The sequence below is a fragment of the Kribbella sp. NPDC005582 genome, from assembly GCF_040605415.1.
GTDB lineage: Bacteria > Actinomycetota > Actinomycetes > Propionibacteriales > Kribbellaceae > Kribbella.
Genome location: NZ_JBEXCU010000002.1, coordinates 780,959 through 806,859, shown reverse-complemented (window position 1 = coordinate 806,859; position 25,901 = coordinate 780,959). Strand labels below are relative to the sequence as shown.

Sequence of the window (25,901 nt, the reverse complement as noted above, 5' to 3'; positions counted from 1 at the left end):
AACCTTCCTCACGAGGCGGGCCGGAGTCGTTGCAGCGCAGCAGCGGCAACGATCACGAGACCCTTGATCAACAGCTGGATGTTCGAGTCGATGTTGTTCAGGGCAAGGATGTTGTTCAGTACGCCGAGCAGCAGCGCCCCCGCCACCGTTCCGGCGACCGAACCGCGACCGCCGGCCAGGCTGGTACCGCCGATCACCACGGCCGCGATCGCGTCCAGCTCGTAGCCGATGCCGTCGTTCGGGCTGCCCTGATTGAGCTGGACCGCATGCACGATGCCGGCCAGCGAGGCCAGCAGACCGCAGATCGCGAAGACCGCGATCTTGACCCGCACCACCGGTACGCCGGACAGCCGCGCCGCCTTCTCGTTGCCACCAACGGCGTACAGATGCCGGGAGAACGCGCTGACCCGCAGGAAGACCACGGCCGCGATCGCGACCACCGCGAAGATCAGTACCGGGATCGGGACCAGTCCGCCGAACGTCCGCTCGCCGAGCAGCGCGAACGACGCCGGCGCTTCGTGCGGCCCCTCGCCGTACGCGATCGCGACGCCCTGACCGCCGGACCAGATCCGCGCCAGCCCCCGCGCTATCTGCAGCCCGGCCAGCGTGACGATGAAGGACTGGATGCCGATCATCGCGGTCGCGACGCCCTGCAATGCTCCGAAGATCAGGCCGATCACCAGCACCAGCAGGACGGACGGAAGAAAACCCCAGTCGTTCTCGATCATCAGTACGGCGGACCCGACCGCCGCGAGACCGAGCACCGCGCCGACCGAGAGGTCGATGCCGCCGATCAGGATCACGAACGTCATCCCGACCGCGATGATGCCGATCTCCGAGACCGCACGGACGACGTTGGCGAGGTTGTCCGCACTGACGAACAGGATCGCGCCGTTCTTGCGCGGCGAGAAGATGATCGCCGCGACGAACACCGCCAGCAGCCCGAACACGCTCTGGAACCGGAACAGCGTCGCGACAACAGATGGCTTTTCAGTCACCGGGCTTCTCCCATTGCAGCTGCCAGCAGATCCCCTTCACCCGAGTCCGCCGTACTGAACGTGGCGACCTCCCGCCCATCGCGCAGTACGACGACTCGATCGCACACACCGATCAGCTCGGGCAGCTCCGACGACGCGAGCAGTACGCCGAGGCCTTGGCCGGCGAGCTCGCCGAGCAGCCGATAGATCTCGGCCTTCGCGCCCACGTCGACGCCGCGGGTCGGTTCGTCGAGGAGCAAGAGCTTGGGCTCGGTGAGCAGCATCCGGCCGAATACCACCTTCTGCTGATTGCCACCGGACAGCGTTCCGACCTCGTCCTGCAACCGTCCGAACTTGAGCCGCAACCGCTCGGCCATCCCGACGGATGCCCCCCGCTCGAGCCGGCGCGCGATCACCCCGAGCCGCCCGTACGCCGGGAGGCTCGACAGGACGGTGTTCGCCAGGATGCTGTGGAAGAGCACGAGCCCGGAGGTGCGCCGATCCTCGGGGACCAGACCGATGCCGCGGGCAAGCGCCTGGCGTGGGCTCCGCGGTCTGATCTCCTTACCGTGCAGGAGAATTCGGCCCGATCGCGTTCCGCTGGGGGCGACGCCGTACAAGGTTTCGAGGAGTTCGGTCCGGCCTGCGCCGAGGAGTCCGGCAAGGCCGACGATCTCGCCGGCGCGGACGGTCAGCGAGATGCCGTCGGGATCGCGGCGACCGGGTCGCGGGCGTCGCGCGGTGAGCTTGAGGTTGTCGACGCGGAGCAGTTCGTCACCGGTGTCGGTGTCCGGAGTGGTGAACAGCGTCTGCACCGGGCGGCCGACCATCGCTTCGACGACTTCCGCCGTACTGAGGGTGCGTGGGTCGAAGCCGGCCACGATCTCGCCGTTGCGCAGGACGGTCGCGCGGTCGGTGATCTGGGCGATCTCTTCCATCCGGTGCGAGATGTAGACGATGCCGACGCCGGCCCGACGGAGTTCGCGGATGACCTCGAAGAGGCGCTCGACCTCGGTGGTGGTGAGCGCCGAGGTCGGCTCGTCCATGATCAGCACGCGGGCGTCCAGCGCGATCGCCTTGGCGATCGTGACGAGCTGCTGCTCACCGACGCGCAGTTCGCCGACCGGGCGGCGCGGGTCGATCCGTACGCCGCTGCGTTCGAGAAGCGTGCGTGCTTCGCGGTCCATCCGGCGGCGGTCGACGGTCCGCAGCGGGGTGCGCAGTTCGCGGCCGAGGAAGATGTTGTCGGCGACCGACAGTCCGGGGACGAGGTCGAGCTCCTGATGGATCATCGCGATCCCGGCCGCCTGCGCGTCGGTCGGTCCGCCGAACGAGACCGGCGTCCCGTCGATCTCGATCTGCCCGTCGAAGTCGGTGACGTCGCCGGACAGGATCTTCATCAGCGTGGACTTGCCCGCGCCGTTCTCCCCGAGCAGCGCATGGACCTCGCCCGCACCGAGGCTGAAATCCACCTCCCGGCACGCCTGCACGCCGCCGTACCGCTTCCCGATCCGAGACATCCGGACCAGGGCAGCGCTCCCGCTCATGGGGCCTCCGCGTCGGCTCAGTAATCGATTTCCCGGACGCTATGCCGCAGCCTCGCAGCCCGTCAACCCCTCACGAACCGGCACGCCCGAACCGTGACCCAGCTTCGCGGGCAGGGGTCCCGCAGCGGCACCCTTTCGATGGAGATCGAAAGGTGCGGACGCCCAGGCCATCACAAATGGGCTGGTGCGGAGCCGCTCCCGCCTACCACGACCGCCGGGCGGCAGTTGTGATGGCGTGGCGGTCCGGGCCTACTCCTCGAGCCAGGCGCGGACGGACTCGTTGTGCTCGCCCAACCGCGGCGGCGCGAGGTTGGTCTCACGGGCACCGGCGTACGACTGGTTGTCGAAGCGGAGCGGCGGACCGGGGAGCTGGATGTTGCCGAGAGTCGGGTGTTCGACATCGATCAGCAAGCCCTGCGACAGCGTCTGGTCCCACTCGTAGACCTGCTGGATGTCGCGGACCTTGCCGGCCGGAATCCCCTGCTCGGCAAGCCTTTCCAGCCATTTGTCGGCCGGTGCCGAAGCGAACGCCGCCTCGATCGCCGCGATCAGCTCGTCCCGGTTGCCGACCCGCTCCGCGTTCGTCGCGAACCGCGGGTCCGCCGGATCCAGTCCGACAATCGGCGCGAAGGTCCGCCACTGCCCCTCGCTCCCAACCGCCACCTGCACGCTGTCGTCCGCCGTCTTGAACATCCCGTACGGCGCGATCTGCGCATGGTGATTGCCGATCCGCCCGGGGACCTGCCCGGCGACCGTCCATTTCGTGCCGTGGAACGCGTGTACGCCGACCATCGCGGCCAGCAGGCTCGTCCGGACCACGCGTCCCTTCCCGGTCACCGATCGCTCGTGCAACGCGGCGAGCGCGCCATAAGCGCCGTACATGCCGGCCAGGAGATCGGCGATCGGGACCCCGACCTTCGTCGGCTCGGCCTCGCCGGTGACGCTCATCAGACCGCCCTCGCCTTGCGCGATCTGGTCGTAGCCCGCGCGGCCACCCTCCGGACCGTCGTGCCCGAAGCCGGTGATCGACAGCACGATCAGCCCCGGGTTCAGCTCGTGCAGCCGCTCGACCGAGAACCCGAGCCGGTCCAGCACACCCGGCCGGAAGTTCTCCAGCAGGATGTCGGCCTTCCGCACGAGCTTGGTCAGGAACTCCTTGCCCTCATCGGACTTGAGGTCGGCGGTGACCGATTCCTTGTTCCGGTTCGCGGACAGGAAGTACGTCGACTCCCCCTCGACGAACGGCGGTCCCCAGCCCCGGCTGTCGTCCCCGCCGGCCGGCGTCTCGACCTTGATCACCCGAGCCCCGAGATCCCCGAGCATCATGCCCGCATGCGGCCCGGCCAGCGCCCGGGTCAGGTCCACCACGACGACATCCGACAGCAGCTGCATACCGCTGAGCCTAGGGCCACCACCCCCGCCATGGCGCGGAATGAGACTGACCCCTCAACCCGCCCCATTTGGCTGGCTGAGCACCGCGGTTGGGGGTTCCGCACCGTTGTTCAGGGTGGAGAACCCCCGATTTGCGTGCTTAGCCAGCGAAATTGGGTTAGGCGGCGGCTTTGCGGGCCAGGGAGGCTAGGCGGTGGGTGACGTCGCGGGGGCGCTCCTGGGGGAGCATGTGGCCGGCGCCGGGGTACATCCAGACGCGTGCGCTCGGGAGTTCGGCGGCGATCCGGTTCGCGTGGCGCGGCGGCAGGAGGCGGTCGCGGGTTCCGTGCATGACCTCGACCGGGATCTGGTCCAGCACCTTCAGCACCTGCGCGCGGTCGTGCTGCAGGATCGCCTCGAAGAACCCGCTGTACGTCGGCCCAGGCAGCGCCGCGAGCCCTTCCACGAAGATCGCGACCTCGGCCGGGTCGACCTTCTTGCCGAACACCACCTGCCGCAACGCCGGGCGCTGGAGCAAGGCGGCCACATTGGCCCGGGCAGCACGAGCCGCAGCGCGCCCGCCGACAACTCGTCCCGCGACCCCACTGGCGCCCATCGCCACACCACCAACAGCGCCGGCGGCAGTCGACGCCGTACGTCCAGCTGCGTCAGCGACGGTCGAGGCGACCCCTTCGGCGGCGACCACCGCGGTATCCGCCGCTGCAGCGGCTGCAGCGGCCAGGCGCTCGGCGCGACGATCGACTCGCGTGCCGACCAATTGCGCGACGCGCGGCGCGATGCGGACGGCGGCAGGCTCGAAGCGCGGCGGCAGGCCGAGCGCACCACGCGCCACCTGGCCGGACGACGTACTGACCAGCGCCGCGGCTCGGATGCGGGAGCCGAAGAGATCCGGGCGCTTGTGAGCGAGCTCCATCAGCGTCATGCCGCCCATCGAGTGCCCGGCGTACACGACCGGGCCGTCGCCGACGACCTCGTCGAGCACGGTCACCAGGTCGTCGGCCAACTGCTCGATCCGCAGTGAACCGGGCGGCGCGGCGTCCGACTGCCCGTGACCGCGGTGGTCATAGGTGACGACCCGTACGGCATTGGTCCCGAGGATGCGCGGTAGACCTTCGACCTGGTGATGCCAGGTGCGGGACGAACAGGTCCAGCCGTGCACCAGCAGCACCGTCACCGGTGCGTCGGCCGGTCCGGTGGTCTCGACGTTCAAGTGAATGCCGTCGGTGGTCGTCACGCCCGAGCGCTCGGCCTGGATTGTCACGCAGTCTCCCGTTCCCGGTCGCCGGCGGCCAGGTGGGCCGCGCGCAGCCGCCCGCCGCGGGCGCCACGTCCGACCAGCCAGGCGATACCGGCGATCTCCAGTAGACCGACCACGCCGAGCAGGGCGTAGCCGCCGTTCCACATCCATCGTGGCACGTCGGTGCGCTCCTCGCGACGCAGCGTCTCCTGTTCGTTGATGAAGGCAACGGTCTGCCCGTCGGAGACCTGGATCGCCGGCTTCTGGATCGCCGCGTCCTCCGGTGCGTAGATCCACAGCGCGGTCAGGTTCCGCGCACCGCTGTGCAGCCGCACCATCGACTTCCACTTGCCGTACATCGGCACCACGCCCTCGGAGCGATAGGTGCCGTCAGCAATCTTCTTCATCGGCTGCAGCACCATCCCACCGCCCTGCCAGGCGAGCGCCTCGAACCAGCGCGCATCGTCGGCCGCGGTGGCCGGGTCGAGCTTGACCGTGACGTACGCCGTCGGCTCGGCCCCCGTGGCGACCCGCTCGAGCGAAACCGTCCCGGTCACGCCCGGCTCGGCCGCCCGCGGTACACAGAAGAAGATCGTCGCGACGACCGCCACCAGCCCGATCGCGCCGAACTGATGCGTCCGGCGAATCACCTCAGGCCGCGAGTTCCGTACGTCGGTCGCCCGCTTCTCACCCGCGACTTCGGCGTACCGGGTCGCGAGCCAAGCGCCGACCAGGCCCGCACCGGCGCCGACCAGCACGCCGTACCCGAGGGCCGACGGAAGGATCGACGACGGCCACGCGATCGGCATCCAGACCTGACTCCACGCGTACTCCGCGACCACGCCGACGGTCCCGATCAGGACGCCCGCGACCAGCCCGAGCCGGAAGCGACTCTTGTTGCCAAGGGCGAGCGCAACCGCCTCGACCAGGATCGCTTCGACGATCAGCAGCGGGAAGTGCCCGAGGATCTCGCCGAGCGGCTGATTCACGGCCCACGCGATCCCGCCGCGCACGATCAGGTAGATCGCCAGCGCGCCGAAGGTGATCCCCGGACCGCGGCGAGCGCGCAGGATCGTGAAGCCCATCGCCGCGCCGAACGCGATCAGCAACGGGTGCAGGATCAGCGGGAACTGCGGCACGCCGTAGTTGAACTCGGTACTGAACAAATCCCACGCGATCAGCAGCGCACCGACCGACGCGACCTCCTGGAAGAGCCGGCGCTTGTTCATCCCCATCAACTGCTCGACCTCGGCGACCGCCAGCAGCCGCGCGAAGATCGAGAAGACCACGCCGCCGATCATCAGCAGGTGCGTCGGGCCCCACAGCGTGACGTCCTCACCGAAGAGCCGGTGCCAGGTGTCGTCCAGCGGGAAGCCGACCAACGCGAAGGTGCCGCAGACCAGGATCAGCGCGGCGCTGCACGGGATCCGCCAGCTCTTGGTGAGCTTGATCGTCCGGGCCGGCAGCGGCTTCCCGGCCAGCGCGATCGGCAGGACACCGGTCACGATCACACCGAGGATGCCGAAGAAGATCGGATAGTGGGCCGGCGTACCGAACGGGCCGGTGTCGCGGCCCTTGTCGATGTGTACGGCGATGTCCCACCAGACCCCGAAGGCGCAGGCGAGCAGCGACACCACATGCAGGTACGGCGAGAGCGCGGCCCATCGGGGGACTCCGTCCAGCCGCCCGATGGTGTCCGCGAACCTGCCGACGAGCGTGGCGCGCCCGGTGCGTTCCCGCCACAGGAAGACCGCCAGCGAGACGTACAGCAGTCCCACCACGCCGGTCACGATCGCGATCTGGTCGAACGTCGCCGTACCGGTGGTGGCCAACGAGATCGCCATCTGGTGCTCCTTCGGGACATTAAGTATGCGCCATGGCAGATGTTACATACTCTATGTAACGTGGGATCTGGAAGACTGTCAAGGGTGGAAGCAGACGAGGAGCTCACGGTCGACCAGCTCGCCGCCAAGGTGGGCATGACGGTGCGCAATGTCCGGGCGTATGCCGGGCGTGGCCTGATCCCGCCGCCGCGGCTGGTCGGTCGCACCGGCTACTACGGTCACGACCACGTCGCCCGGCTCACACTGGTTCGCGAACTGCTCGACAAGGGCTACACGCTGGCCGCCGTCGAGCGGATGCTGAGCGACCTGCCCGACGGCGCGATGGCGCTCGGCGTCTTCGAGACCCTGGTGAACCCCTGGTCGCCGACCGAACCCGAGGTGATCACCGAGCAGCAGCTCGCCGACCGCGCCGGCATCCCGCACGACCCCGCCACCATCGAGAAGCTGATCGAGCTCGGTATCGCCGAGCGCGAGGAGGACGACCGCCTCCGGATCCCGAACCCGGACCTGCTCCGCACCGGCCTCGAGGTGATCAAGCTCGGCGTCCCGCTGGACGCCATCTTCGAGATGCTGCCCAAGCTCCTCCACCACGCCGACGCCGTCGCCAAGGTGTACGTCGAGCTGTTCCGCAGCACCGTCTGGCGCCAGTTCGCCGACGCAGGCCTGCCACCCGACGGCTGGCCCGAAATCCAGCGCACCCTCGAAGGCATCATCCCGCTCGCCGGCCAGGCCCTCGTCGCCTCGTTCCGCGAAGCAATGGGCCGCGAGATCGAACTGGTCGCCTACGAGGAACTAGGCGTAGCCCCCAAAGAACTCCCCTCCACCGGCTGACCGATCAGCCGGCCAGGGCGCGGTGGTTCTGGGCGGCGATGGTGGCGATTCGGTCGAGGGCCTGCTGGGCGACCGCGTCGACGGCCTTGTAGACGACGAGTCGCTGGGCGGTGTCGCCGAGCGGCGTCAGCACGTCGTACTCGATCGTGAAGCGGCCGACGTCGGGGTGGTTGAGGCGTTTGCGGCCGGTGCTCTTCACCTTGACGTCGCGGCGCTCCCACAGATCGGTGAACTCGGCGCTCTCGGAGCAGAGCATCCGCACCAGATCGGCCAGGTCCTCGTCGTCGGGGTGGGCCGCCCAGGCCGCGCGCAGGTCGGCGATGCCTTCGCGGAGGATGCGCTCGCGGTCGGTGTAGTACTCGTGGAAGACGGGTTCGAGCGTGCAGAGGATCATCGCGTTGCGGCGCTCTGGCGCAACCCCGGCGAAGTCGAGCATCAGCACGGCGCACTCCGGGTTCCACGCGCGGATGTCGAAGCGGTGGTTGACCAGCATCGCCGGTAATGGCGACAGCGCCTGCACCAGCGCCGCCAGCGAACCCGACTCGGGCTGCGGCTGACGTCGTACGGCGGTCCACTGCCGAGTCAGGTCGAAAACATAAGCATGCTCGTCATCGGACAACCGCAGCGCCCGCGCCAGCGCCTCCAGCACCTCGGCCGACGGTCGTAGCCCGCGCCCCTGCTCCAGCCGGATCACGTAGTCGACGCTCACTCCGGCCAGCTCGGCGACCTCCTCCCGCCGCAATCCCGGCGTACGGCGGGCGCGGCCGGCGCGGACCACGCCTGCCTCCGTGGGACTCAACCGCTCCCGGCAGGCGCGGAGGAAGACGGCGAGTTCCTGAGCCACGTCGACGGTCATACAACCAACTTTACGGAAGGTGGGAGGGCCAGTCCCAGGATGAACCTTCCCTTACCCCCGGCCGCGGCCCGGACGAAGGTGGTGTCACCACCCCACGGAAAGAGGACTTCAGTGAGCACCACACTCGACACCTACCGGCTGCTCGGCCGCTCCGGCCTGCGCGTCTCCCCGCTGTCGCTGGGCACGATGACGTTCGGCGAGGACTGGGGCTGGGGTACCGACAAGGCCGAGGCCCAGCGGATCCTGGACACGTACATGGACCGCGGCGGCAACTTCGTCGACACCGCGAACATGTACACCAACGGCACCTCCGAGCAGTTGCTCGGCCAGCTCACGCAGAACCGCCGCGACCAGCTCGTGCTGGCCACGAAGTACACGATGATCACCAACCCGAAGGACCCGAACGCCGGCGGCAACCACCGCAAGAGCATGGTCCGCTCGGTCGAGCGCAGTCTGCGCAACCTGCAGACCGACTACATCGACCTGCTCTACCTGCACGCGTGGGACTTCACCACGCCGGTCGAGGAGATCCTGCGCGCGATGGACGACCTGGTCAGCCAGGGCAAGGTCCTGTACGTCGGCATCTCGGACGCACCGGCGTGGCAGATCTCGCGGATGCAGGCGATCGCGGACCTGCGAGGCTGGAGCCCGCTGGTCGCGCTCCAGGTCGAGTACAGCCTGGTCGAGCGAACCATCGAGCGGGAGCTGATCCCGATGGCGCGCGAACTGGGCCTCGGCGTACTCCCCTGGTCACCGCTGGCCAGCGGCGTGCTGACCGGCAAGTACACGGCGGCCGACCTGGATCACGGCGGCGGTGAGGCGAGCGCGGCCGGGACCCGGAAGAACGTGGCCGCCGGCAACGGCGCACTCACGGAACGCACGCTGGGTATCGCCGAGGTCGTCAAGAAGGTTGCCGAGCGCAACGGTTGGACCCCGGCCCAGGTCGCCCTGGCCTGGACCCTGGTGAACCCCGGCGTCACCTCGCCGATCATCGGCGCCCGCACCCTCCAGCAGCTCGAGCAGAACCTCACCGCACTCGACGTGGAGCTCGGCGCCGAGGATCTCGCCGAGCTGGAAGCGGTCAGCGCGATCGAGCTCGGCTTCCCGCACGAGTTCCTGCAGCGTCCGTTGACCCGGAGCGTGGTTCAGGCCGATCTGCGGATCGAGTCGGACCGGATTCCTCACTGACTTCCGGCGGGAGATCACCGAGGTCGGCATTCCAGTCGTCGTCAGCCTCGAGGCCCTCGTGGCGGCGGGCAATCCGAATGAACGCGATGATCAGCAGAATCGGGCCAAGGACCATCGCGGTCTCCGGGATGCCGCCCATGTGCAGCGCGATCATGAGGCCGTCACCAGCGCGATCCCGCCGGCGGTGAAGGCGACCATCGCCGCCAGCATCGGGTACTGCGCTTGCCGCAGTTGCCGCCGCCGGAACAGCCCGGCCGCGCGATCGTGCGCGGACACCACCCCTAGTACGTGTCCGAGCACGATCGCGCCGATCTGTACGCCGGCGATCACGCCGGTCCCGAGAAACGCGTAGTCGATCCGCGTTCCGCTGGTCCCAAGCAGATCCCAGCCGCGGCCGAACGGGTCGGTCGCGAGCAGCAGACCCTCCTGGCCCTGGAACATCGCGAACGAGAAGTAATGCGCCACCGCATAGCCGATAGCGATCGGGACCAGCGAGTGCACGAACGCGCCCGGCAGTCCGGCGTCGCCGACCGCGCCGGGCCGGATGTCCGCCGTGCCGGTGGTGCGGGCCGCGAAGACGAAGAGGGCGGTCACGATCGCCACCGCAACCAGCAGCCCGAGCGTGTAGACGACAACATGGTTCAGTTCGCCGGTACGGCTCGTCCAAGCGGACCAGCGAGAAATCCCATCGAAAGCTGTTGACCCGAGCAACAGACAGAGCAGGGCAACGATCCCCGGCCGTTGCGGAAGTGTCGCCAATCCGGCCAGTGGATTGCGGATCACCAGTTGCCCGTCGGCGCTGCGGGCGAGCGGGCTCAACCGCGCCAGGACCTCGGCGTACACCTCGAAGGAGTCGCCGATGCCGAACCAGGCCGGTCCATAAACGATGCCTGCGGCAACATTCGCCACCGCGTAGACCGTGACGAAGGCCGCGACCACGAGCGGTTCGGAGGCATCCGGATAGACGAGTTCCAGCCAGAGGAAGCCGGCCAGCCCAGCCACCGCCGGCCAGTACGCGATCCCCTCCGGCAACCGCCGGTACGACGTTCGCCGTACCAGGCCCGCGATGGTGCGCAGCGGGTTGGCGAGCCGCCAGATCGGGCCGAAGAGCAGGGAGAGCGGGATGATGCCGACCCAGATCCACACGTAGAGCCAGGTCGGCGCCGGATTCTGCGCGGGTGAGTCGCTACCGAACCACGCGGCGCCGATCAGCAGAACCAGAGCCAGCAGGCCGGCCAGCTTGAGCAACCAGCGCACCGGCTTGCTGTCGACGAGGCGGGTGAGCCGAGTGAGCGCCGTACCGCCGGCGGGCTCGAAACGCGGGCGCGACCAGAAGGCCGCGAGCGCGAAGAACGAAACGGCCACCGCGGCGCCGGCCGAGTAGATCGCCAGCCAGAGCGGGACCGGCAGGTCGCCGCGACCGCCGATCCCATGCATCGGCACCAGGAGCTCCAGCACGCGGCACCCTCCGATCAGCTATCTGACTGATCGAATGTAACACGCACGATGTCACATAGCGAGGGTCTGGTAATCGGCCGGATCGAACTGCCGGGTGAGCTGCCGGAACCGGAAGGTGAAGGTCGGCCAGAGCGTCGTGTTGCGGCCCTGGGCGTCGAGGTACCAGCTCGTGCAGCCGCCGCGGGTCCAGACCGTGTTCTTCATCGAGGACCGGACGCCGTCGACGAAGGCGCGCTGCACCTCGGGCCGCACCTCGACCTCGCGCAGACCGCGGGCGTCGATCGTCTTCAGCGCGTCCAGGATGTAGGCGATCTGGGACTCGATCATGAAGACCATCGAGCTGTGACCGAGGCCGGTGTTGGGGCCGATCAGCAGGAAGAAGTTCGGGAAGCCGGCGACCGCCGTACCAAGGTGGGCCTCCATGCCGTCGGACCACGCGGTGCGCAGGGACAGCCCGTCGCGGCCGTGCACCATGTCCATCACCGGCAGGTCGGTCACCCGGAAGCCCGTGCCGTAGATGATCGTGTCGACCTCGTGCTTCACGCCCTGATCGGTGACCACGCCGGTCGGCGTGACCTCGGCAATGCCGTCGGTGACGACCTCGACGTTCGGCTGCGCGAGCGCCGGGTAGTAGTCGTCGGAAATCAGCACGCGCTTGCAGCCCAGGGTGAAGTCGGGGGTCAGCTTGGCGCGCAGCTTCGGGTCGCGGACCTGGTGCTCGAGGTGCTTTTCGGCGACCTTCTGCGCCTGCTTCATGATCGCGGGCAGCTTGGTGAAGCCGAGCACCATCGACTCGCGCGCCCAGTAGATCGCGGTCCGAACCGCCTTCTGCACCAGGGGAAACTTGCGGTAGACCGACTTCTCGGTCGCGGTGATCTTGCGGTCCGGCCGCGGCATCACCCACGGCGGCGTCCGCTGGAACAGGTGCAGTTCCTCGACCTCGGGCTGGATGGCGGGCACGAACTGGATCGCGGAGGCGCCGGTGCCGATCACGGCGACCTTGCGGCCGGCGAGATCGAGGTCGTGGTTCCAGCGCGCGGAGTGGAAGACCTCACCCTCGAAGTCCTCGATCCCAGGGAGTTTCGGGACCGCCGGCTCGGCCAGCGGGCCCATCCCGGACAGCAGGAACTGGGCGACGAAATCACCTTGGTCGGTGCGGATCCGCCACTCGCCGTCCGCCCAGTACGCCGACTCGACGGTGTGCCCGAACCGGATGTGCCGGCGAACGTCGTACCGGTCGGTGACGTCGCGGAGGTACTGCTCGATCTCGGGTTGCGGGGAGAACGTCGACGACCACTCGGGGTTCGGCGCGAAGGAGAACGAGTACAGATGCGACGGTACGTCGCAGCGACAGCCCGGGTAGGTGTTGTCGCGCCAGGTGCCACCGACGTCGTGCGCCCGCTCGAGCACCACGAAGTCGTCGTACCCGGCCTGCTTGAGGCGGACCGCCATGCCGATGCCGGCGAAGCCGGTGCCGATCACCACGATCCGGTGCCTGTTCTCCATGACCGACCTCCTCGGGAGCGAACTTACTCGCAGTAAGTTACTCGGAGTCAGTTACGCTACGCAAGTGACGTCCACCACCGAGCAGCCGCCGAAACGCCGCCGCGACCGCGCCGCCCGCGAGCGCGAGATCCTCGCCGCCGCCGAGCGGATCTTCGGCGAACGCGGCTACCAGGGCACCTCGATGGACGATGTCGCCGCCGCGGTCGGGGTCTCGAAACCGCTGATCTACCAGTACTACGGCTCGAAGGACGGACTATTCCTCGCCTGCCTGGCGCGGCTCCGCGCGAACCTGCTCGAGACCGTCTCCGACGCCGTACCGGCCGCCACCGATGCTGAGGACGCCCTGTACGCCGGCTTCGTCGCGTGGTTCCAGTTCCTCGACGACCACCCGCAGGCCTGGTCGGTGCTGATCGACGAAGGCATGCTCGCCGCCGGACCGATGGCCGCGGCGACCGACGAAGTGCGCAACGCCTTCGTCGAACTCATCTCCACGATGGTCCGCCTCAACCTGCCGCCGAACCGCCCGGCCGACACCGACGAGATCGAGATCCTCGCGCAGTCCATCTCCGGCGCCACCGAACGCCTCGCCGTCTGGCGCACCCGCACCCCGAATCCGCCGCCCCCGGAAAAGGTCGCCCGCACCCTGCACGAACTCCTCTGGCAAGGCCTGAAAACCCTCAGCACGACCTAACCGGCAATCGTTGTCCGAACCCGGTACCGCTTTCCCAGCGGGGTTTTCCATCCGGCGCGAGAATGCGCATTCTGGCTTGTCACGACACCTTGACGACGGTGGGCACGACCAGCAAACTAGCGGCACTTCGGTCAGATCTTTTCTTATCTTCGCCTTCGCAACAACTGCCCCCGGAAGGTGCCGAGTCGACCGTTCGCTGGCTGCTGCCCGGGGGTCCCCTCCGAAAGGACACCGCCCCCATGAAGTTTTCCCGAAGTCGCCTGGCTCTCGCAGCCCTGGCCCTGGTCACCGGTACCGCCGGGTTGATCAACACCGCCTCCGCCCCGGAGGCCGAGGCCGCTCCGGCCGCCGCCACCGCTGCCGCCGCCTTGCCGGCCGGATTCAAGAGCGTCGGCTACATGCCGTCCTGGTCGGGCAGCGTCACCGCGATCCAGTACAGCAAGCTCACCCACATCAACTACTCGTTCGCACTGCCGAACTCCAACGGTTCGCTGCAGGCCATCCCCGACCCCGGCAAACTGAACCAGCTGGTCAGCCTCGCGCACCAGAACGGTGTCAAGGTGTCGCTGGCCATCGGCGGCTGGAACGACGGCAACGACTCCAACTTCGAGGCGCTCGCCGCGAACTCCGGGTCCCGCACCACGTTCGTGAACGCCGTCATGGGCGCCATCAACCAGTACGACCTGGACGGCGTCGACATCGACTGGGAGTACCCGGATCCGGGCACCTCGGGCGATCGCTACACGCTGCTGATGCAGCAGTTGAGCACCACGCTGCACAACAACGGCAAGCTGCTCACCGCCGCCGTCGTCTCCGAAGGTTCGACCGCGAACGGCATCCAGCCGGCCGTCTTCAACGCCGTCGACTGGCTCAACATCATGGCGTACGACGGCGGCAGCCCGCACGCGAACTACGACTGGTCGATCGCCTCGGCGAACTTCTGGAAGAACCGCGGTCTGCCGAAGGCCAAGACCGTCCTCGGCGTCCCGTTCTACAGCCGGCCGACCTACGTGGCCTACAAGGACATCGTCGCGGCGAACCCCGCCAACGCGAACGTGGACTGCTACAACAACGGCGGTCAGCAGTGCTACAACGGCATTCCGACCATCAAGCGCAAGACCCAGTGGGCGGTCGCGAACGCCGGCGGCATCATGAACTGGGAGCTGTCCCAGGACGCCACCGGCAGCCTCTCGCTGGTCAGCGCGATCTTCGACGCCGCCGGCGGCACCCAGAACCCGCCGACCGGCAAGACCGGCCCGATCACCGGCATCGCCGGCAAGTGCGTTGATGTTGCCGGCGGCAACAGTGCGAACTCGACCGCCGTCCAGCTCTGGACCTGCAACGGCTCGGCCGCCCAAACCTGGACGGTCGGTTCCGACGGCACGATCCGCGCCCTCGGCAAGTGCCTCGACATCGCCGCGGCCGGAACCGCGAACGGCACCGTCACGCAGCTCTACGACTGCAACGGCACCGGCGCCCAGAGCTGGCAGGCGCAAAGCAACGGCAACCTCCGCAACCCGAGCTCCGGCCGCTGCCTCGACGCGACCGGACCGAGCTCGGCCGACGGCACCCGGTTGCAGATCTGGGACTGCGCGGCCAGCAGCAACCAGATCTGGACGCTCCCGGCCTGACCTGATCGATCGGTCCGGGGACCCCCTCAGGTGGTCCCCGGACCGACCTCGTCGAACGCCCGCAGCCCCTCCCGCACCATCAGCTCCGCCTGCTCGGCAGACCGCTGCGCAACCACCCCGACGAACATCGCACTGTTCACCGCACGCCCCCACGCGAGTCCCAACTCCGAAACCACGCCACCAGCAGCCCGGTACGCCGCCAGCGCCCGCTCACCGCCTGCCATCGTCACGTCCAACTCGGCCGGCCCGACTCGCGCGCTCCCCCAGTCGATCAGCCGCGTCCCCACGACATTGCCGCCGTACACATCACCGTGCAGCAACGTCGTCGGCAGTACGTCGAGCGCCGCGATCAACCGCTCATCCGTCCCGAAGAGGTCGAGCATCGCCAACGCCTGCTCACGAACCGGATGGTCGACCCTCAGAACGCCGTCCCACGCGAACCTCCCGAACGACATCCGCAAGAACTCCGCGTCCACCCGAGGCAGCACGTCCGGCAGCTCGCATCCGGCGTACCGGACATGCAGCCGCGCCAACGCCGCATAAACCTCCCCCGGCGGCTCCGCCTGCCAATCCAGCACCTGCCCCGCGGCGTACGACGTCACCACCCAATCCCCGTCCTCATCCACCCCCGCGTCGTACAACCGTGGAAACCTCGGCTCCCCCGGCAACAACCGCAACGCCACCGCCTCAGCCGGCGTAGCCCGCTTCGCGACTAGCTCCAACTCGCCGATCCGCACCAACTCCACCGACGGCGACGTGATCCCACCAACCAACGCCGTACGCCGCACCTCCCCCGCGGGGAACCGATCGAGCCGCAACGGCACAGGAGGAGTCACGCCAGCCAGTATCGCGTGACAGCTTCCGGTCGCGGCCGCCTCTGCCGAGGACTTCGTCCGCAGGATAGGAACGGACGAAGGGAGCTGGTCATGTATCCAGCCAGTGCACAACAACCTCAGGTCGCGCGAGGACCGCGTTTCCGTCAGGACCCCGGGTACGGCGTCGCCGCGTCCGTGGCGATTGCGCTGGCCACGGTGGCCAACGTCGTGACGAACGTCGCCGACTGGCGCACGGCGTCCGTTGTCGCGCGGTATGTCGATGCACCGACCGGCACAGCGGAGCTGGAAGCTGCCGACCGTTTCACCTTGCTGACGACCGCCATCTATCTCGGCACACTGCTGATTGCGGCTGTGCTGTTCATCATCTGGTTGTGGCGCGCCCGCGAGAACGCCGAGTTCTTCTGCGATGCCCGGCACCGGTACGGGCGTGGGTGGGTGATCGGCGCCTGGTTCGTTCCCATCGCTTCGTTCTGGATGCCGCGTCACGTGGTCAACGACGTCGCCGTGGCCAGCGACCCGTGGACCTCGACGCGCGGCGTGTGGCTCAAGACCCGGCGCTCTCCCGAGGTGTCGAGCTGGTGGGTCTTCTGGATCCTGCAAGCCGTCACCGGCTGGCTCGCGGCGATGCTGACCAACGCCGCCGTGTCGGGAACCGGCTCCGCCGTGGTCACCGGTCTACAGACCGCGGCCGCATTGGCTAGCCTCAGCAGCATCCTCTGCTGCATCGCCGCCTTCCTCGCGATCCGGGTGATCATCACGATCAACGGCGACCAGGCCTCGCGCCCGCCGATCCCTTGGTGGGCGAACCCTGAAGCCCAACCCTGAGAACCGACCCTGAGAGCGGTCTGACGGATGTCACGGGGTTGTCGTGACGGCTGAGCGAGGGGTGCGACGGCGTCCAGCCAGAGACTTTTCGTATGACGACAACGACTGCGGTCAGCCTGACGGGCGTGACCAAGAAGTACGGGGCGGTGCAGGCGGTCGCCGGGGTGGATCTGAGCATCCGGGCCGGTGAGGTCGTGGCGCTGCTGGGGCCGAACGGCGCCGGGAAGTCGACCACGATCGAGATGCTGCTCGGGCTGGTGCGACCGGACCAGGGCAGCGTCCGCGTGTACGACACTACGCCGGAGGAAGCGATCGCCAAAGGTCAGGTCGGAGTGATGCTGCAGAGCGGCGGCATCATCGAGGACGCCAAGGTCGGCGAACTGCTGAACCTCGTGGCCGGCCTGCACACCAAGCCGATGCCGGTCAGCGAGGCGCTCGACCGCGCGGGCATCGGCGATCTCTACGACCGCAAGATGAAGGGTCTGTCCGGCGGTCAGAAGCAGCGGGTGCGGTTCGCGATGGCGATCATCCCGCAGCCCGACCTGATCGTGCTGGACGAACCGACGACCGGCATGGACGTCGAGTCCCGCCGCGACTTCTGGGCGTCGATGCACGCCGAGACCGCCCGCGGCCGAACCGTCCTCTTCGCCACCCACTACCTCGAAGAGGCCGACGCGTACGCCGACCGCATCGTACTGATGCGCAACGGCAAGATCGTTGCCGACGGCACCGCCGCGCAGATCAAGGCGGGCGTCTCCGGCCGCACCATCCGCGCAACGGTTCCCGGCGCCGATCTCGGCACGCTCGCGTCGCTGCCCGGCGTACGCAACGTCGAGACGCGCGGCGACGTCGTGCTACTGCAGTGCGCGGACTCCGACAACACGTTGCGCTACCTGATCACCAAGACCAACGCCCATGACATCGAAGTGACGTCGGCCGACCTCGAGGACGCCGTACTCGCGATCGGTGCGCAAGAGGAGAGCCTCGCATGAACCGCACCTATCTGATGTTCGACATCCGCCGCACCCTGCGGAACCGGCGGGTGATGATCTTCGCGATCCTGATGCCCCTGGTCCTGTTCGCGGTCTTCGGCCTGAACATCCCCAAGGACGCGACCGAGGGCGGCATCTCCGCGATCGCCTACGTGATGGTCAGTATGGCGATGTTCGGCTCGATGTCGGCCGCGATGAGCAGCGGTGGCGTGATCGCGGCCGAACGCGACGGCGGCTGGAACCGGACGCTGCGGCTCACCCCACTGAAGCCGCAGGCCTACGTGATCAGCAAGGTGGTCCTGTCGCTGCTGATCTCGATCCCGCCGCTGCTGGTGGTGTTCCTGTTCGGGATGATCGTCGGCGGCGTCCACCTCGACGCCGGCCAGTGGCTCACCGTCGCGCTCGTCTCCTGGCTCGGCGCCCTGCCGTTCGCCGCGATCGGCCTCGTCATCGGGTACGTCGCCAAGCCGGACAGCGTCCAGCCGATCACCGGACTGGCGACGATGCTGATCGCCGCCTTCGGCGGACTGTGGTTCCCGGTCGAGCAGATGCCGTCGGCAATGAGGCACATCGCGCAGCTGACCCCGGCGTACTGGACCGGGCTGACCTCGCGCAGCGCATTGACCGCGGGCGGCGTCGACACTCAGGCGCTGCTGGTGGTCCTCGGCTGGACCGTCGTCCTCGGCTTCGTCGCGCTGCGCCGGTTCCGCGCCGACACCGCGCGGGCCTGATCGCCTACCGTGAGTTCCATGAAACGAACCCTGCCGGCCGTCATCGCCGAGGAAGGCCGGCCGCCCGGCCGGTGGGGTTTCCTCGCGGTGGCGGTCTGGCTGTTCTACCTCGTCCAGCCACTGACCGAGATCTGGCAGACCCAGCACGGCGTCACCCGGATCCTCGGTCTGCTGAACCTGCTCGCCTTCGCGCTCTCGTACGTCGCCTTCTTCGGCGTACTGCGCTGGCAGAAGTTCCGGCCGAATCCGTCACCGTTGTGGCAGCGGCTGGGCTATCTGGTCTTCATGCTGGCACTGGCGCTGCTCCTGACCCTGACCGCCGGGCAGACCGCGCTCACCTGCATCGTCTACATCGCCGCGACCGCGGTGCTCACGCTGCAGTTGCCCCTGGGTGTGGTGGCCGTCCTGCTGCTGCTCGGCGGCGCCGAACTGGCGATGCGCGTGGTGCCCGGCTGGTCGGACGACGGTAGCTACGGATTCGCGATCTTCCTCGGCGGTCTCGCCGTCTTCGCGATGCGGCTGTCGATGCAGCGCGCCTCCGAACTGGCCAGGACGCGGGAGGACATGGCCAAGCTCGCGGTGCAGGAGGAACGCAACCGGTTCGCTCGCGACCTGCACGACATCCTCGGCCACTCGCTGACCGTCATCACGGTCAAGGCCGAGCTGGCCGGTCGGCTGATCGAGGTCAACCCCGACAAGGCGGCGGCCGAGGTCGCCGACGTCGAGAGCCTCGCCCGCGCCGCGCTCGCCGACGTACGGGCTGCCGTCGCCGGCTACCGCGAGCTGAGTCTCGCCGGTGAACTCGTCTCGGCCCGGACCGCCTTGCAGGCTGCCGAGATCAAGCCCGACCTCCCGACCACCATGGACGAGGTCCCCGAGGAGAACCGCGAACTCTTCGCCTGGGTCGTCCGCGAAGGCGTCACCAACGTCATCCGGCACTCCGGTGCCAAACGCTGCACCATCCGGCTCGCCGCCCGCCAGATCGAGGTCCTCGACGACGGCAAGGGCCCCACCCCCGACTCGCCCCCCTCCGGCCACGGCCTGATGGGCCTCCGCGAACGAGCAGACCAAGCCGGCGCCGCCCTCCAGGTAGGCCAGGCCCCGACCGGCGGATTCCGCCTGGCTGTCAAGGTGACCCCATGACCATTCGCTTGTTGATCGCCGACGACCAAGCGCTCGTCCGCGGAGCGCTGGCGGCCCTGCTGGATCTCGAGGCCGATCTCGAGGTCGTGTCCGAGGTCGGCCGCGGTGACGAGGTGATCGCCGCCGCCAAAGTCAGTACGCCGGATGTCGCGCTGCTGGACGTGGAGATGCCCGGGCTCGACGGCATCGAGGCCGCGGCCGCGTTGCGCGCCGCCGTACCGGGGGTTCGGATCCTGATGGTGACCACCTTCGGCCGCCCCGGCTACCTCCGCCGCGCCATGGAGGCCGGCGCCGCCGGCTTCGTCGTGAAGGACACCCCCGCCGCCCAACTCGCCGACGCCGTCCGCCGAGTCCACCAAGGCCTCCGCGTCGTCGACCCCTCGCTCGCCGCCGAAACCCTGGTCGCCGGCACCAGCCCCCTCACCGGCCGCGAGTCCGACGTCCTCCGCGCCGCCCGCGAAGGCGGCACCGTCGCCGATATCGCCAAAGATCTCCACCTCTCCGAAGGAACCGTCCGCAACCACCTCTCCGCCGCCATCGGCAAAACCGGCGCCCGAACGCGAGCCGAGGCCGCCCGCATAGCCCTAGACAACGGCTGGCTCTGATGCCCCTGCCCACCTAGGGTGATGACAGGGAGGAATCATGTCGATCGAGGGCTTCAGTGTTCGGGGGCGGTTGGCGGACACCGGTGAGGGGATCACCGGGGACGAGTTGCAGCTGGCGGCGCGGAATCATGGGATTCCGCTGGAGGCGCTGCGGTACGACGTGACGCCGGCGGGGCTGCACTACGTGCTGGTGCACTACGACATTCCGGCGGGGAGCGCGGCGACGTGGCGGCTGGAGGTGGACGGGTGCGTTGAGCAACCGATGTCGTTCGGGCTGACCGAGTTGCGCGCGATGGGGCGACGGACGGTTCGGGTGACGTTGGAGTGCGCGGGCAACGGGCGCGCGTCGCTGCAGCCGCGGCCGATCAGCCAGCCCTGGCTCAACGAAGCAGTCGGTACGGCGGAGTGGACCGGCGTGCCGTTGGCCGACCTGCTGCGGAATGCCGGGGTGCGGCCGGACGCCGTGGATGTGGTGTTCACGGGAGCCGATCACGGGATCGAGCGCGGGGTCGAGCAGGACTACCAGCGTGGCCTGTCGCTCGGCGAGGCGATGAAGGCCGATGCGATCGTCGCCTGGGAGATGAACGGCGATCCGCTGCCACCGCAACACGGGTATCCGCTGCGACTCGTCGTACCGGGGTGGTACGGGATGGCCAGCGTGAAGTGGTTGCGGTCGATCGAATTGATCGACCATGAGTTCGACGGCTTCCAGAACGCGGTCGCCTACCGGATCCGGCAGGAAGCCGACGAGCTCGGTACGGCGGTCACCCGGATCGAGCCGCGGGCGCTGCTGATCCCGCCGGGGTTCCCGGACTTCATGAGCCGGCACCGGTTCGTTGCCGCCGGCACCGTCACGCTCGAAGGCAAGGCGTGGTCCGGCTGGGCGCCGATCGAGCGGGTCGAGGTGAGCACCGACGCCGGCGTCACCTGGAGTCCGGCCAAACTCGATGCTTTGGGCAACGACGCACTGGCCTGGCGGTCGTTCAGCTACGACTGGAAGGCGACGCCGGGCGAGCACGTGCTCACGGTGCGCGCCGTCGACAGAAGTGGCCGTGAGCAACCAGTTGAGGCGCCGTGGAACCGCGGCGGGTTCGCCAACAACAGCGCGCAGCGGCTGACCGTCCTCGTCACCTGACCGCGTGTCGCTGGCGGCTTCGGCCCTACCGGCGGCACATTCTGGAGGAGGACACGGTTCTCCCTGCAGGAGTGAGCTAGCAGGAGTGATGCGGTGAACGAGTCGGACGAGCAACTGCACCTGCACGCGCGGATCTTCCGGACGGCGGACGAGTGGTACGCCGACATCGACGACGGACTGTTTCCGCAACCCGACAACCCGCTGTGGTGCGGCTCCTACGCCAGCCAGCGGGCTGCGATCGAGGCCGCCTGCAGCCGGATCGCTGCGATGCGCCGGCGCCCACCCGCCGTCCAGGATCAAGCCTCCTAACCTATTGCAACACCTCTTTCGAAAGAGTACTTTCGACGCATGGACGAGAGTACTCAAAGGCGGATCACTGACGCCCGGACGCTGCGCGCGGTCGCACACCCGGTCCGGATCGCGATCATCGAACAGTTGTCGGTGAACGGCGCGATGACCGCGACCGAGGTCGGTGAGCGGCTCGACGAGACGCCGGCGAACTGCTCGTGGCACCTGCGCAAGCTGGCGGAGTACGGGTTCGTCGAGGAGGCGGCCGGCGGTACCGGCCGGCAGCGGCCGTGGCAGGTCACGCACCTCGGGATGACCTGGGGCGAGGAGGCGGACGGTCCGCAGGGCGCGGACCTGCAGCTCGCCGGTCAGGCGCTGACCGAGGTGCTGGTCGCCCGCGAGGTCGATCGGCTGATGGAGAGCCAAGCGCGCGCCGCCGACGAGCCTGCCGAGTGGCGCACTGCCGCCACCAGCACACAGTCGATGATGTGGCTGACCGCCGAGGAGCTCGAGGCGGCGAACCTCGCCGTTCGCGAGGCCCTGATGGAGCACTTCGACCGGCACCAGGACCCGTCGCTCCGCCCGCCGGGATCCCGGCTCTGCGCGTTCATGTCCTGGGGCGTGCCGACGTACGGCCTGGCCGACCCGACCCCTTCCGCACAGTGAGGTAGTCCGATGCGCGCGATGTTCGCCCAGCCCGCGTTCCGCCGGTTGTTCGCCGGCATGTCGACGTCGATGTTCGGCGACTCGGTGATGCTGCTCGTCCTGAGCATGTGGGTGAAGAGCCTGACCGGCTCCAACGCCCAGGCCGGCCTGACCTTCTTCTGGATGGTCGTCCCGACCTTCCTCGCTCCGCTCTTCGGCCTGTACGTCGACCGGCTGCCGCCGCGCCGCGTGCTCGCCTGGGGCAGCCTGGCCTCGGCGATCGCCGTCCTGCCGCTCACGCTGGTCCGCGACGCGGGTGACGTCTGGATCGTCTGGGTCGTCGCGTTCCTCTACGGCATCTCGATGATCGTGCTGCCGGCCGCACTGAACGGCCTGCTCAAGGAGATCGTCGCCGACGAGCAACTCGTCTCGGCGAACTCCTCACTGCAGACCGTCAAGGAGGGCTTCCGCCTGATCGGCCCGATCATCGGCGCCGGCCTCTTCGCCTGGATCGGCGGCTGGGCAGTCGCCCTGGTCGACGCGGCGACCTTCCTCGCCGCCGCGATCATCATCGGCTCGATGACGCTCCCGGACCGCAAACCCGAACCCGCCCACGGCAACTGGTTCCACGAACTCAGCGGCGGCATCAAACACCTCTGGTCCGACCGCATCCTGCGCCACACCCTGGTCGGCCTCGGCCTGCTGCTCCTCGTCCTCGGCTTCACCGAAGCCTCGATCTACGCGATCGTCGACGTCTTCGGCAAACCGGTCGAGTTCGTCAGCGTCATCGTGACCGTCCAAGGCATCGGCGCCCTGCTCGGCGGCCTCACGGCCACCTGGTGGGTACGCCGCATCGGCGAGGTCGGCGCCTTCGCCGTCGGCGCCCTGGCCCTCGCCGCCTCCCTCGCCGTCATCGCCGCCACCGAGAACCTGACGGTCTTCCTGATCGACGTCCCGCTCCTCGGCTACGCCATCCCGCTGATCATCGTCTCGTTCATGACCCTGATCCAGCGGCGTACCCCGCTCCGCCTGATGGGCCGCGTCTCGACCGCCGCCGAAGTCGTCATGGGCAGCCCCCAAGCCATCAGCCTCGCCCTCGGCGCCATGCTCGTCTCGCTGATCAGCTACCACGTCATCTTCGCGATGATGGCCGTCGTCATCACCGGAGCGGTCGTGTACCTGGCCGTGATGCTCCGCGGCCAACTGCTCCGCCCGGTCCCCGCCGTACCGGAGGAGGTTCACTCGGGCTCGTTGTGAGTGGTGCCGCCTATTTGGTACGGCGTGGTGTAGCCGGCGTACATGAGGTGGGTCATGAGGCCTTCGGAGGCGTGCGGGAGGTTGTGGCAGTGGTCCATCCAGAGGCCGGGGTTGTCGGCGCGGAAGGCGATCTCGTAGGTCTCGTTGTTGCCGACTTCAACGGTGTCGGTCCACCAGGGTGAACCGGTCGACGGAGTGCCGTTGCGAGTCAGTACGACGGCGTGATGGCCGTGCAGGTGCATCGGGTGGGACTGTCCACTGGTGTTGCTGATGGTCATCCGGACAATGTCGCCCTCGGCAACCATGTACATCGGCACGTCGGGGAACTTGTGACCGTTGATCGTCCACCACAACCCCGGAACGCCGTCCAGGAAGCCGATCCGCCGGCCGATCCGGTACTCGAACCGCCGGTCCGCCTTCGCGGGGTCGAAGCCAAGAGGCGCCCGCTTTCCATAACTCAACAAATCGACCGTCTCAGCCGGCAACTCACCCACCGGTCCGTCGCCGGGTCCGATCTTGAGCGACAGAGCACTCGTGCCCGCCACCAAGCTCATCCCACCCGCGGGGACTACAGCCTCGAGATCCACGCGACCGCCCGCCGCCAGCGCATAGGCCTTGGTCACCGGCGTCGGCCCCTTGACCTCCCGCCCGTCCACCGCAACCACCTTGTACGCCGCCCCCGTCACGCCCACCCGGAGAATCGCGTTGTCGGTGTTGATCACCCGCAGCCGCGCCGTCGTTCCGGCCGGCAACTCGACGCGCTGCGAACCCATCTGGCCGTTGATCGTCCGCTTGCCGTCGTACGTGTGGATCGTGGCCAGCACCTCACCAGGAGCCTTCGGCGCGATCACGATCGGACCGAACAGACCACCCTTGACCTGATCGCTCGACACCTGATGCGAGTGATACCAGTACGTCCCCGCGTCCTCGGCGCGAAAGCGGTAGACATGCCGCCCACCGATCGGTACGGCGTCCTGCGTCACCCCGGCGACACCGTCCTCCGCGTTCGGTACGTCGATGCCGTGCCAATGCAGAGTCGCGCCGTCCGGGACGGATTCGTTGACCAGCGTCACTTGAACGAGAGCGCCGCTCTCGGCACGGATTAGTGGTCCCGGCGAGCTGCCGTTGAGCGTGTACCCGGCCAGGCCCTTCTTCTCCTTGCGAGCAACGAGTGTGACCGCGACGTCCGGCGTACCGGTCTTGGGTCCGGTCAGCTCAGCAATGCTCGCGGCCTGGTGGTGGTGCTCGTGCCCACCGGCCACCCCGCCGCCGTAGTCGGCGTACCCCATGTCGGCGGGGTTGTACGTGCCCGGGACAAGGCTGGTCGCCCAGAGATAGCCCAGCGGTATCAGCACCGCCATGACGATCCCCAGAGCGACCAGCCGCCCTCGTCTCTTACGCACTGGTCGCGAGCGGCCGCGGCGCTGCGGCCCGACCAGTGGCCGCCCCGGCCACCGCACCGATCGCCAGCCCGTTGAGCCCGTGCAGCACGCCCAGCGCCGGCAGCCCGAACGACACTGTCGCGAGCACGAACTGCACCGCCACCAACCCGACGATCACCCCGGCCAGCATCCGCCCGCGCGGCACATCGGTCAGGAACGAGACCACCAGCAGGATCAGCGCCAGCAGCCCGATCACCATCCCGGCCACGCTGTGGTAGGTCTGCCCGAAGTTGCTGTAGTCGGCGCCGATCGCGGCCCCGTCGTTCGCATCCTTGGCCACGGTGAATCCGGACAGCGCGATCGACGCCACCTGCAGCCCGACCGCGACCGAGATCAGGATCGCGACCACTCGATACACGTTTCTCATGCCGTCCGCCGCTTCCGGTAGATCAGGACACCGGCCACGACCGCCAGGATCGGCAACACCGGCGGATGCGGATGCCCAGCACCCCAGGGCCCCCCGTGCGGGTGGCCGCCGCCCCAGACCCCCGCATGCGGATGACCCGCGAACACCGCGCACGCGACCGACGCCAGCACCGCGACGACCCCCAACGCCACCAGCAGCGGCCGCGGAAGCGTTCCGAACAACGAACTACCCGGCCGGGCCTGACGCGGCGCCTCGGCCTGCTGCTGCTCGAACGGCAGGTCCGCGAACACCGCCCCCAACTCGTCGTTCGTCCTGGCTCGCAGTGCGGCCTCGACCCGCTCCGAGTGCTCGTCCGCACTCAGCCGTCCGGCCTCGTAGTGCTCCCCCAGCCGCCGGACCGCCTCCTCCCGCTCGGCGTCCCCAATCCGCATGTCGCTCATGACACTCCCTCGGTGCTCGCAGTTGTTCGACTGCACC

At 68.6% G+C, this 25,901-nt stretch carries 25 protein-coding genes; 13 read left to right on the top strand and 12 right to left on the bottom strand.

The annotated features are described in order from the left end of the window. Positions 1-8 precede the first annotated feature (8 nt). The 5 genes from ABZS29_RS15370 to ABZS29_RS15350 form a co-directional block, all read right to left on the bottom strand. A complete protein-coding gene (locus ABZS29_RS15370; protein WP_355462252.1) occupies positions 9-998 on the bottom strand; it encodes an ABC transporter permease in 990 nt (329 codons plus the stop codon). Then, the gene (locus ABZS29_RS15365) at positions 995-2,524 is read right to left on the bottom strand and encodes a sugar ABC transporter ATP-binding protein (protein ID WP_355462250.1); all 1,530 of its coding nucleotides are present in this window, start codon (positions 2,522-2,524) and stop codon (positions 995-997) included. The genes ABZS29_RS15370 and ABZS29_RS15365 overlap by 4 nt, the downstream gene beginning before the upstream one ends. 249 nt (positions 2,525-2,773) lie before the next feature. After that, complete coding sequence (locus ABZS29_RS15360) at positions 2,774-3,916, bottom strand: CoA transferase (RefSeq protein ID WP_355462248.1); 1,143 nt, start codon at positions 3,914-3,916, stop codon at positions 2,774-2,776. A gap of 157 nt (positions 3,917-4,073) precedes the next feature. Beyond that, on the bottom strand, positions 4,074-5,177 hold the full coding sequence (locus ABZS29_RS15355) for an alpha/beta fold hydrolase (protein WP_355462247.1): 1,104 nt from the start codon (positions 5,175-5,177) through the stop codon (positions 4,074-4,076). Beyond that, positions 5,174-6,997, bottom strand: coding sequence for a hypothetical protein (locus ABZS29_RS15350; RefSeq protein WP_355462245.1), 1,824 nt, complete (start codon positions 6,995-6,997; stop codon positions 5,174-5,176). The genes ABZS29_RS15355 and ABZS29_RS15350 overlap by 4 nt, the downstream gene beginning before the upstream one ends. Positions 6,998-7,081: 84 nt before the next feature. Here ABZS29_RS15350 and ABZS29_RS15345 point away from each other — a divergent pair, with 84 nt between their 5' ends. Beyond that, entirely contained in the window at positions 7,082-7,828 is a 747-nt protein-coding gene (locus ABZS29_RS15345; RefSeq protein ID WP_355462244.1) for a MerR family transcriptional regulator, read from the top strand. A gap of 4 nt (positions 7,829-7,832) precedes the next feature. Here the strand turns inward: ABZS29_RS15345 and ABZS29_RS15340 are convergent, their stop codons facing one another. Beyond that, a complete protein-coding gene (locus ABZS29_RS15340) occupies positions 7,833-8,684 on the bottom strand; it encodes a helix-turn-helix transcriptional regulator (RefSeq protein ID WP_355462242.1) in 852 nt (283 codons plus the stop codon). 111 nt (positions 8,685-8,795) lie between these two features. Here ABZS29_RS15340 and ABZS29_RS15335 point away from each other — a divergent pair, with 111 nt between their 5' ends. After that, positions 8,796-9,872 (top strand): aldo/keto reductase, encoded by a 1,077-nt coding sequence (locus ABZS29_RS15335; RefSeq protein WP_355462240.1) that lies wholly within the window; start codon positions 8,796-8,798, stop codon positions 9,870-9,872. A 150-nt stretch (positions 9,873-10,022) separates the two neighbouring features. Here the strand turns inward: ABZS29_RS15335 and ABZS29_RS15330 are convergent, their stop codons facing one another. Together ABZS29_RS15330 and ABZS29_RS15325 are read right to left on the bottom strand one after the other, a co-directional pair. After that, complete coding sequence (locus tag ABZS29_RS15330) at positions 10,023-11,330, bottom strand: hypothetical protein (RefSeq protein WP_355462239.1); 1,308 nt, start codon at positions 11,328-11,330, stop codon at positions 10,023-10,025. Positions 11,331-11,381: 51 nt separating this feature from the next. Then, on the bottom strand, positions 11,382-12,836 hold the full coding sequence (locus ABZS29_RS15325; RefSeq protein ID WP_355462237.1) for an NAD(P)/FAD-dependent oxidoreductase: 1,455 nt from the start codon (positions 12,834-12,836) through the stop codon (positions 11,382-11,384). 64 nt (positions 12,837-12,900) lie between these two features. Here ABZS29_RS15325 and ABZS29_RS15320 point away from each other — a divergent pair, with 64 nt between their 5' ends. Together ABZS29_RS15320 and ABZS29_RS15315 are read left to right on the top strand one after the other, a co-directional pair. Then, a complete protein-coding gene (locus ABZS29_RS15320) occupies positions 12,901-13,527 on the top strand; it encodes a TetR/AcrR family transcriptional regulator (RefSeq protein WP_355462235.1) in 627 nt (208 codons plus the stop codon). A 239-nt stretch (positions 13,528-13,766) separates the two neighbouring features. Next, a complete protein-coding gene (locus ABZS29_RS15315; RefSeq protein WP_355462234.1) occupies positions 13,767-15,158 on the top strand; it encodes a glycosyl hydrolase family 18 protein in 1,392 nt (463 codons plus the stop codon). Between the two features lie 26 nt (positions 15,159-15,184). On the opposite strand, the gene ABZS29_RS15310 is transcribed toward ABZS29_RS15315, so the two are convergent. After that, positions 15,185-15,994 (bottom strand): aminoglycoside phosphotransferase family protein, encoded by an 810-nt coding sequence (locus tag ABZS29_RS15310; protein WP_355462232.1) that lies wholly within the window; start codon positions 15,992-15,994, stop codon positions 15,185-15,187. Between the two features lie 90 nt (positions 15,995-16,084). Between ABZS29_RS15310 and ABZS29_RS15305 the strand changes: the two genes are divergently transcribed. The 9 genes from ABZS29_RS15305 to ABZS29_RS15265 all read left to right on the top strand — a co-directional run bounded on the left by ABZS29_RS15305 (position 16,085) and on the right by ABZS29_RS15265 (position 23,615). Further along, entirely contained in the window at positions 16,085-16,819 is a 735-nt protein-coding gene (locus ABZS29_RS15305) for a DUF4328 domain-containing protein (protein ID WP_355462230.1), read from the top strand. 92 nt (positions 16,820-16,911) lie between these two features. Then, entirely contained in the window at positions 16,912-17,811 is a 900-nt protein-coding gene (locus ABZS29_RS15300; RefSeq protein WP_355462228.1) for an ABC transporter ATP-binding protein, read from the top strand. Next, a complete protein-coding gene (locus tag ABZS29_RS15295) occupies positions 17,808-18,542 on the top strand; it encodes an ABC transporter permease (RefSeq protein WP_355462226.1) in 735 nt (244 codons plus the stop codon). Before ABZS29_RS15300 ends, ABZS29_RS15295 begins: the two co-directional genes overlap by 4 nt. Before the next feature lie 18 nt (positions 18,543-18,560). Then, positions 18,561-19,685 carry a sensor histidine kinase gene (locus ABZS29_RS15290; RefSeq protein ID WP_355462224.1) on the top strand — a complete coding sequence of 375 codons (1,125 nt, stop codon included), beginning with the start codon at positions 18,561-18,563 and terminating at the stop codon, positions 19,683-19,685. Then, entirely contained in the window at positions 19,682-20,290 is a 609-nt protein-coding gene (locus ABZS29_RS15285; RefSeq protein WP_355462222.1) for a response regulator transcription factor, read from the top strand. Before ABZS29_RS15290 ends, ABZS29_RS15285 begins: the two co-directional genes overlap by 4 nt. Positions 20,291-20,327: 37 nt before the next feature. Beyond that, positions 20,328-21,425: a sulfite oxidase gene (locus ABZS29_RS15280; RefSeq protein WP_355462220.1), complete on the top strand. Its 1,098-nt coding sequence runs from the start codon at positions 20,328-20,330 to the stop codon at positions 21,423-21,425. Between the two features lie 93 nt (positions 21,426-21,518). After that, complete coding sequence (locus tag ABZS29_RS15275; RefSeq protein WP_355462218.1) at positions 21,519-21,734, top strand: hypothetical protein; 216 nt, start codon at positions 21,519-21,521, stop codon at positions 21,732-21,734. A gap of 39 nt (positions 21,735-21,773) precedes the next feature. Beyond that, positions 21,774-22,379 (top strand): helix-turn-helix domain-containing protein, encoded by a 606-nt coding sequence (locus tag ABZS29_RS15270; RefSeq protein ID WP_355462216.1) that lies wholly within the window; start codon positions 21,774-21,776, stop codon positions 22,377-22,379. Positions 22,380-22,388: 9 nt separating this feature from the next. Further along, a complete protein-coding gene (locus tag ABZS29_RS15265) occupies positions 22,389-23,615 on the top strand; it encodes an MFS transporter (protein ID WP_355462214.1) in 1,227 nt (408 codons plus the stop codon). Here ABZS29_RS15265 and ABZS29_RS15260 read toward each other — a convergent pair. From ABZS29_RS15260 to ABZS29_RS15250, 3 genes are read right to left on the bottom strand one after another with little or no spacing between them, the layout of a single operon-like run. After that, a complete protein-coding gene (locus ABZS29_RS15260; RefSeq protein ID WP_355462212.1) occupies positions 23,597-25,018 on the bottom strand; it encodes a multicopper oxidase family protein in 1,422 nt (473 codons plus the stop codon). The genes ABZS29_RS15265 and ABZS29_RS15260 overlap by 19 nt on opposite strands. After that, positions 25,011-25,424 (bottom strand): DUF6220 domain-containing protein, encoded by a 414-nt coding sequence (locus ABZS29_RS15255; RefSeq protein ID WP_355462210.1) that lies wholly within the window; start codon positions 25,422-25,424, stop codon positions 25,011-25,013. The genes ABZS29_RS15260 and ABZS29_RS15255 overlap by 8 nt, the downstream gene beginning before the upstream one ends. Continuing rightward, entirely contained in the window at positions 25,421-25,864 is a 444-nt protein-coding gene (locus tag ABZS29_RS15250; RefSeq protein ID WP_355462208.1) for a DUF1707 domain-containing protein, read from the bottom strand. Before ABZS29_RS15250 ends, ABZS29_RS15255 begins: the two co-directional genes overlap by 4 nt. Between the last annotated feature and the right edge of the window lie 37 nt (positions 25,865-25,901).

Excerpts from the sequence above, each read along its gene's own strand:
- ABZS29_RS15350 (WP_355462245.1), bottom strand. The coding sequence starts at position 6,997 with ATGGCGATCTCGTTGGCCACCACCGGTACGGCGACGTTCGACCAGATC.
- ABZS29_RS15325 (WP_355462237.1), bottom strand. The coding sequence starts at position 12,836 with ATGGAGAACAGGCACCGGATCGTGGTGATCGGCACCGGCTTCGCCGGC.
- ABZS29_RS15295 (WP_355462226.1), top strand. The coding sequence starts at position 17,808 with ATGAACCGCACCTATCTGATGTTCGACATCCGCCGCACCCTGCGGAAC.
- ABZS29_RS15340 (WP_355462242.1), bottom strand. The coding sequence starts at position 8,684 with ATGACCGTCGACGTGGCTCAGGAACTCGCCGTCTTCCTCCGCGCCTGC.
- ABZS29_RS15305 (WP_355462230.1), top strand. The coding sequence starts at position 16,085 with ATGTATCCAGCCAGTGCACAACAACCTCAGGTCGCGCGAGGACCGCGT.
- ABZS29_RS15285 (WP_355462222.1), top strand. The coding sequence starts at position 19,682 with ATGACCATTCGCTTGTTGATCGCCGACGACCAAGCGCTCGTCCGCGGA.
- ABZS29_RS15270 (WP_355462216.1), top strand. The coding sequence starts at position 21,774 with ATGGACGAGAGTACTCAAAGGCGGATCACTGACGCCCGGACGCTGCGC.
- ABZS29_RS15290 (WP_355462224.1), top strand. The coding sequence starts at position 18,561 with ATGAAACGAACCCTGCCGGCCGTCATCGCCGAGGAAGGCCGGCCGCCC.
- ABZS29_RS15280 (WP_355462220.1), top strand. The coding sequence starts at position 20,328 with ATGTCGATCGAGGGCTTCAGTGTTCGGGGGCGGTTGGCGGACACCGGT.
- ABZS29_RS15255 (WP_355462210.1), bottom strand. The coding sequence starts at position 25,424 with ATGAGAAACGTGTATCGAGTGGTCGCGATCCTGATCTCGGTCGCGGTC.
- ABZS29_RS15365 (WP_355462250.1), bottom strand. The coding sequence starts at position 2,524 with ATGAGCGGGAGCGCTGCCCTGGTCCGGATGTCTCGGATCGGGAAGCGG.
- ABZS29_RS15300 (WP_355462228.1), top strand. The coding sequence starts at position 16,912 with ATGACGACAACGACTGCGGTCAGCCTGACGGGCGTGACCAAGAAGTAC.
- ABZS29_RS15315 (WP_355462234.1), top strand. The coding sequence starts at position 13,767 with ATGAAGTTTTCCCGAAGTCGCCTGGCTCTCGCAGCCCTGGCCCTGGTC.
- ABZS29_RS15265 (WP_355462214.1), top strand. The coding sequence starts at position 22,389 with ATGCGCGCGATGTTCGCCCAGCCCGCGTTCCGCCGGTTGTTCGCCGGC.
- ABZS29_RS15250 (WP_355462208.1), bottom strand. The coding sequence starts at position 25,864 with ATGAGCGACATGCGGATTGGGGACGCCGAGCGGGAGGAGGCGGTCCGG.
- ABZS29_RS15360 (WP_355462248.1), bottom strand. The coding sequence starts at position 3,916 with ATGCAGCTGCTGTCGGATGTCGTCGTGGTGGACCTGACCCGGGCGCTG.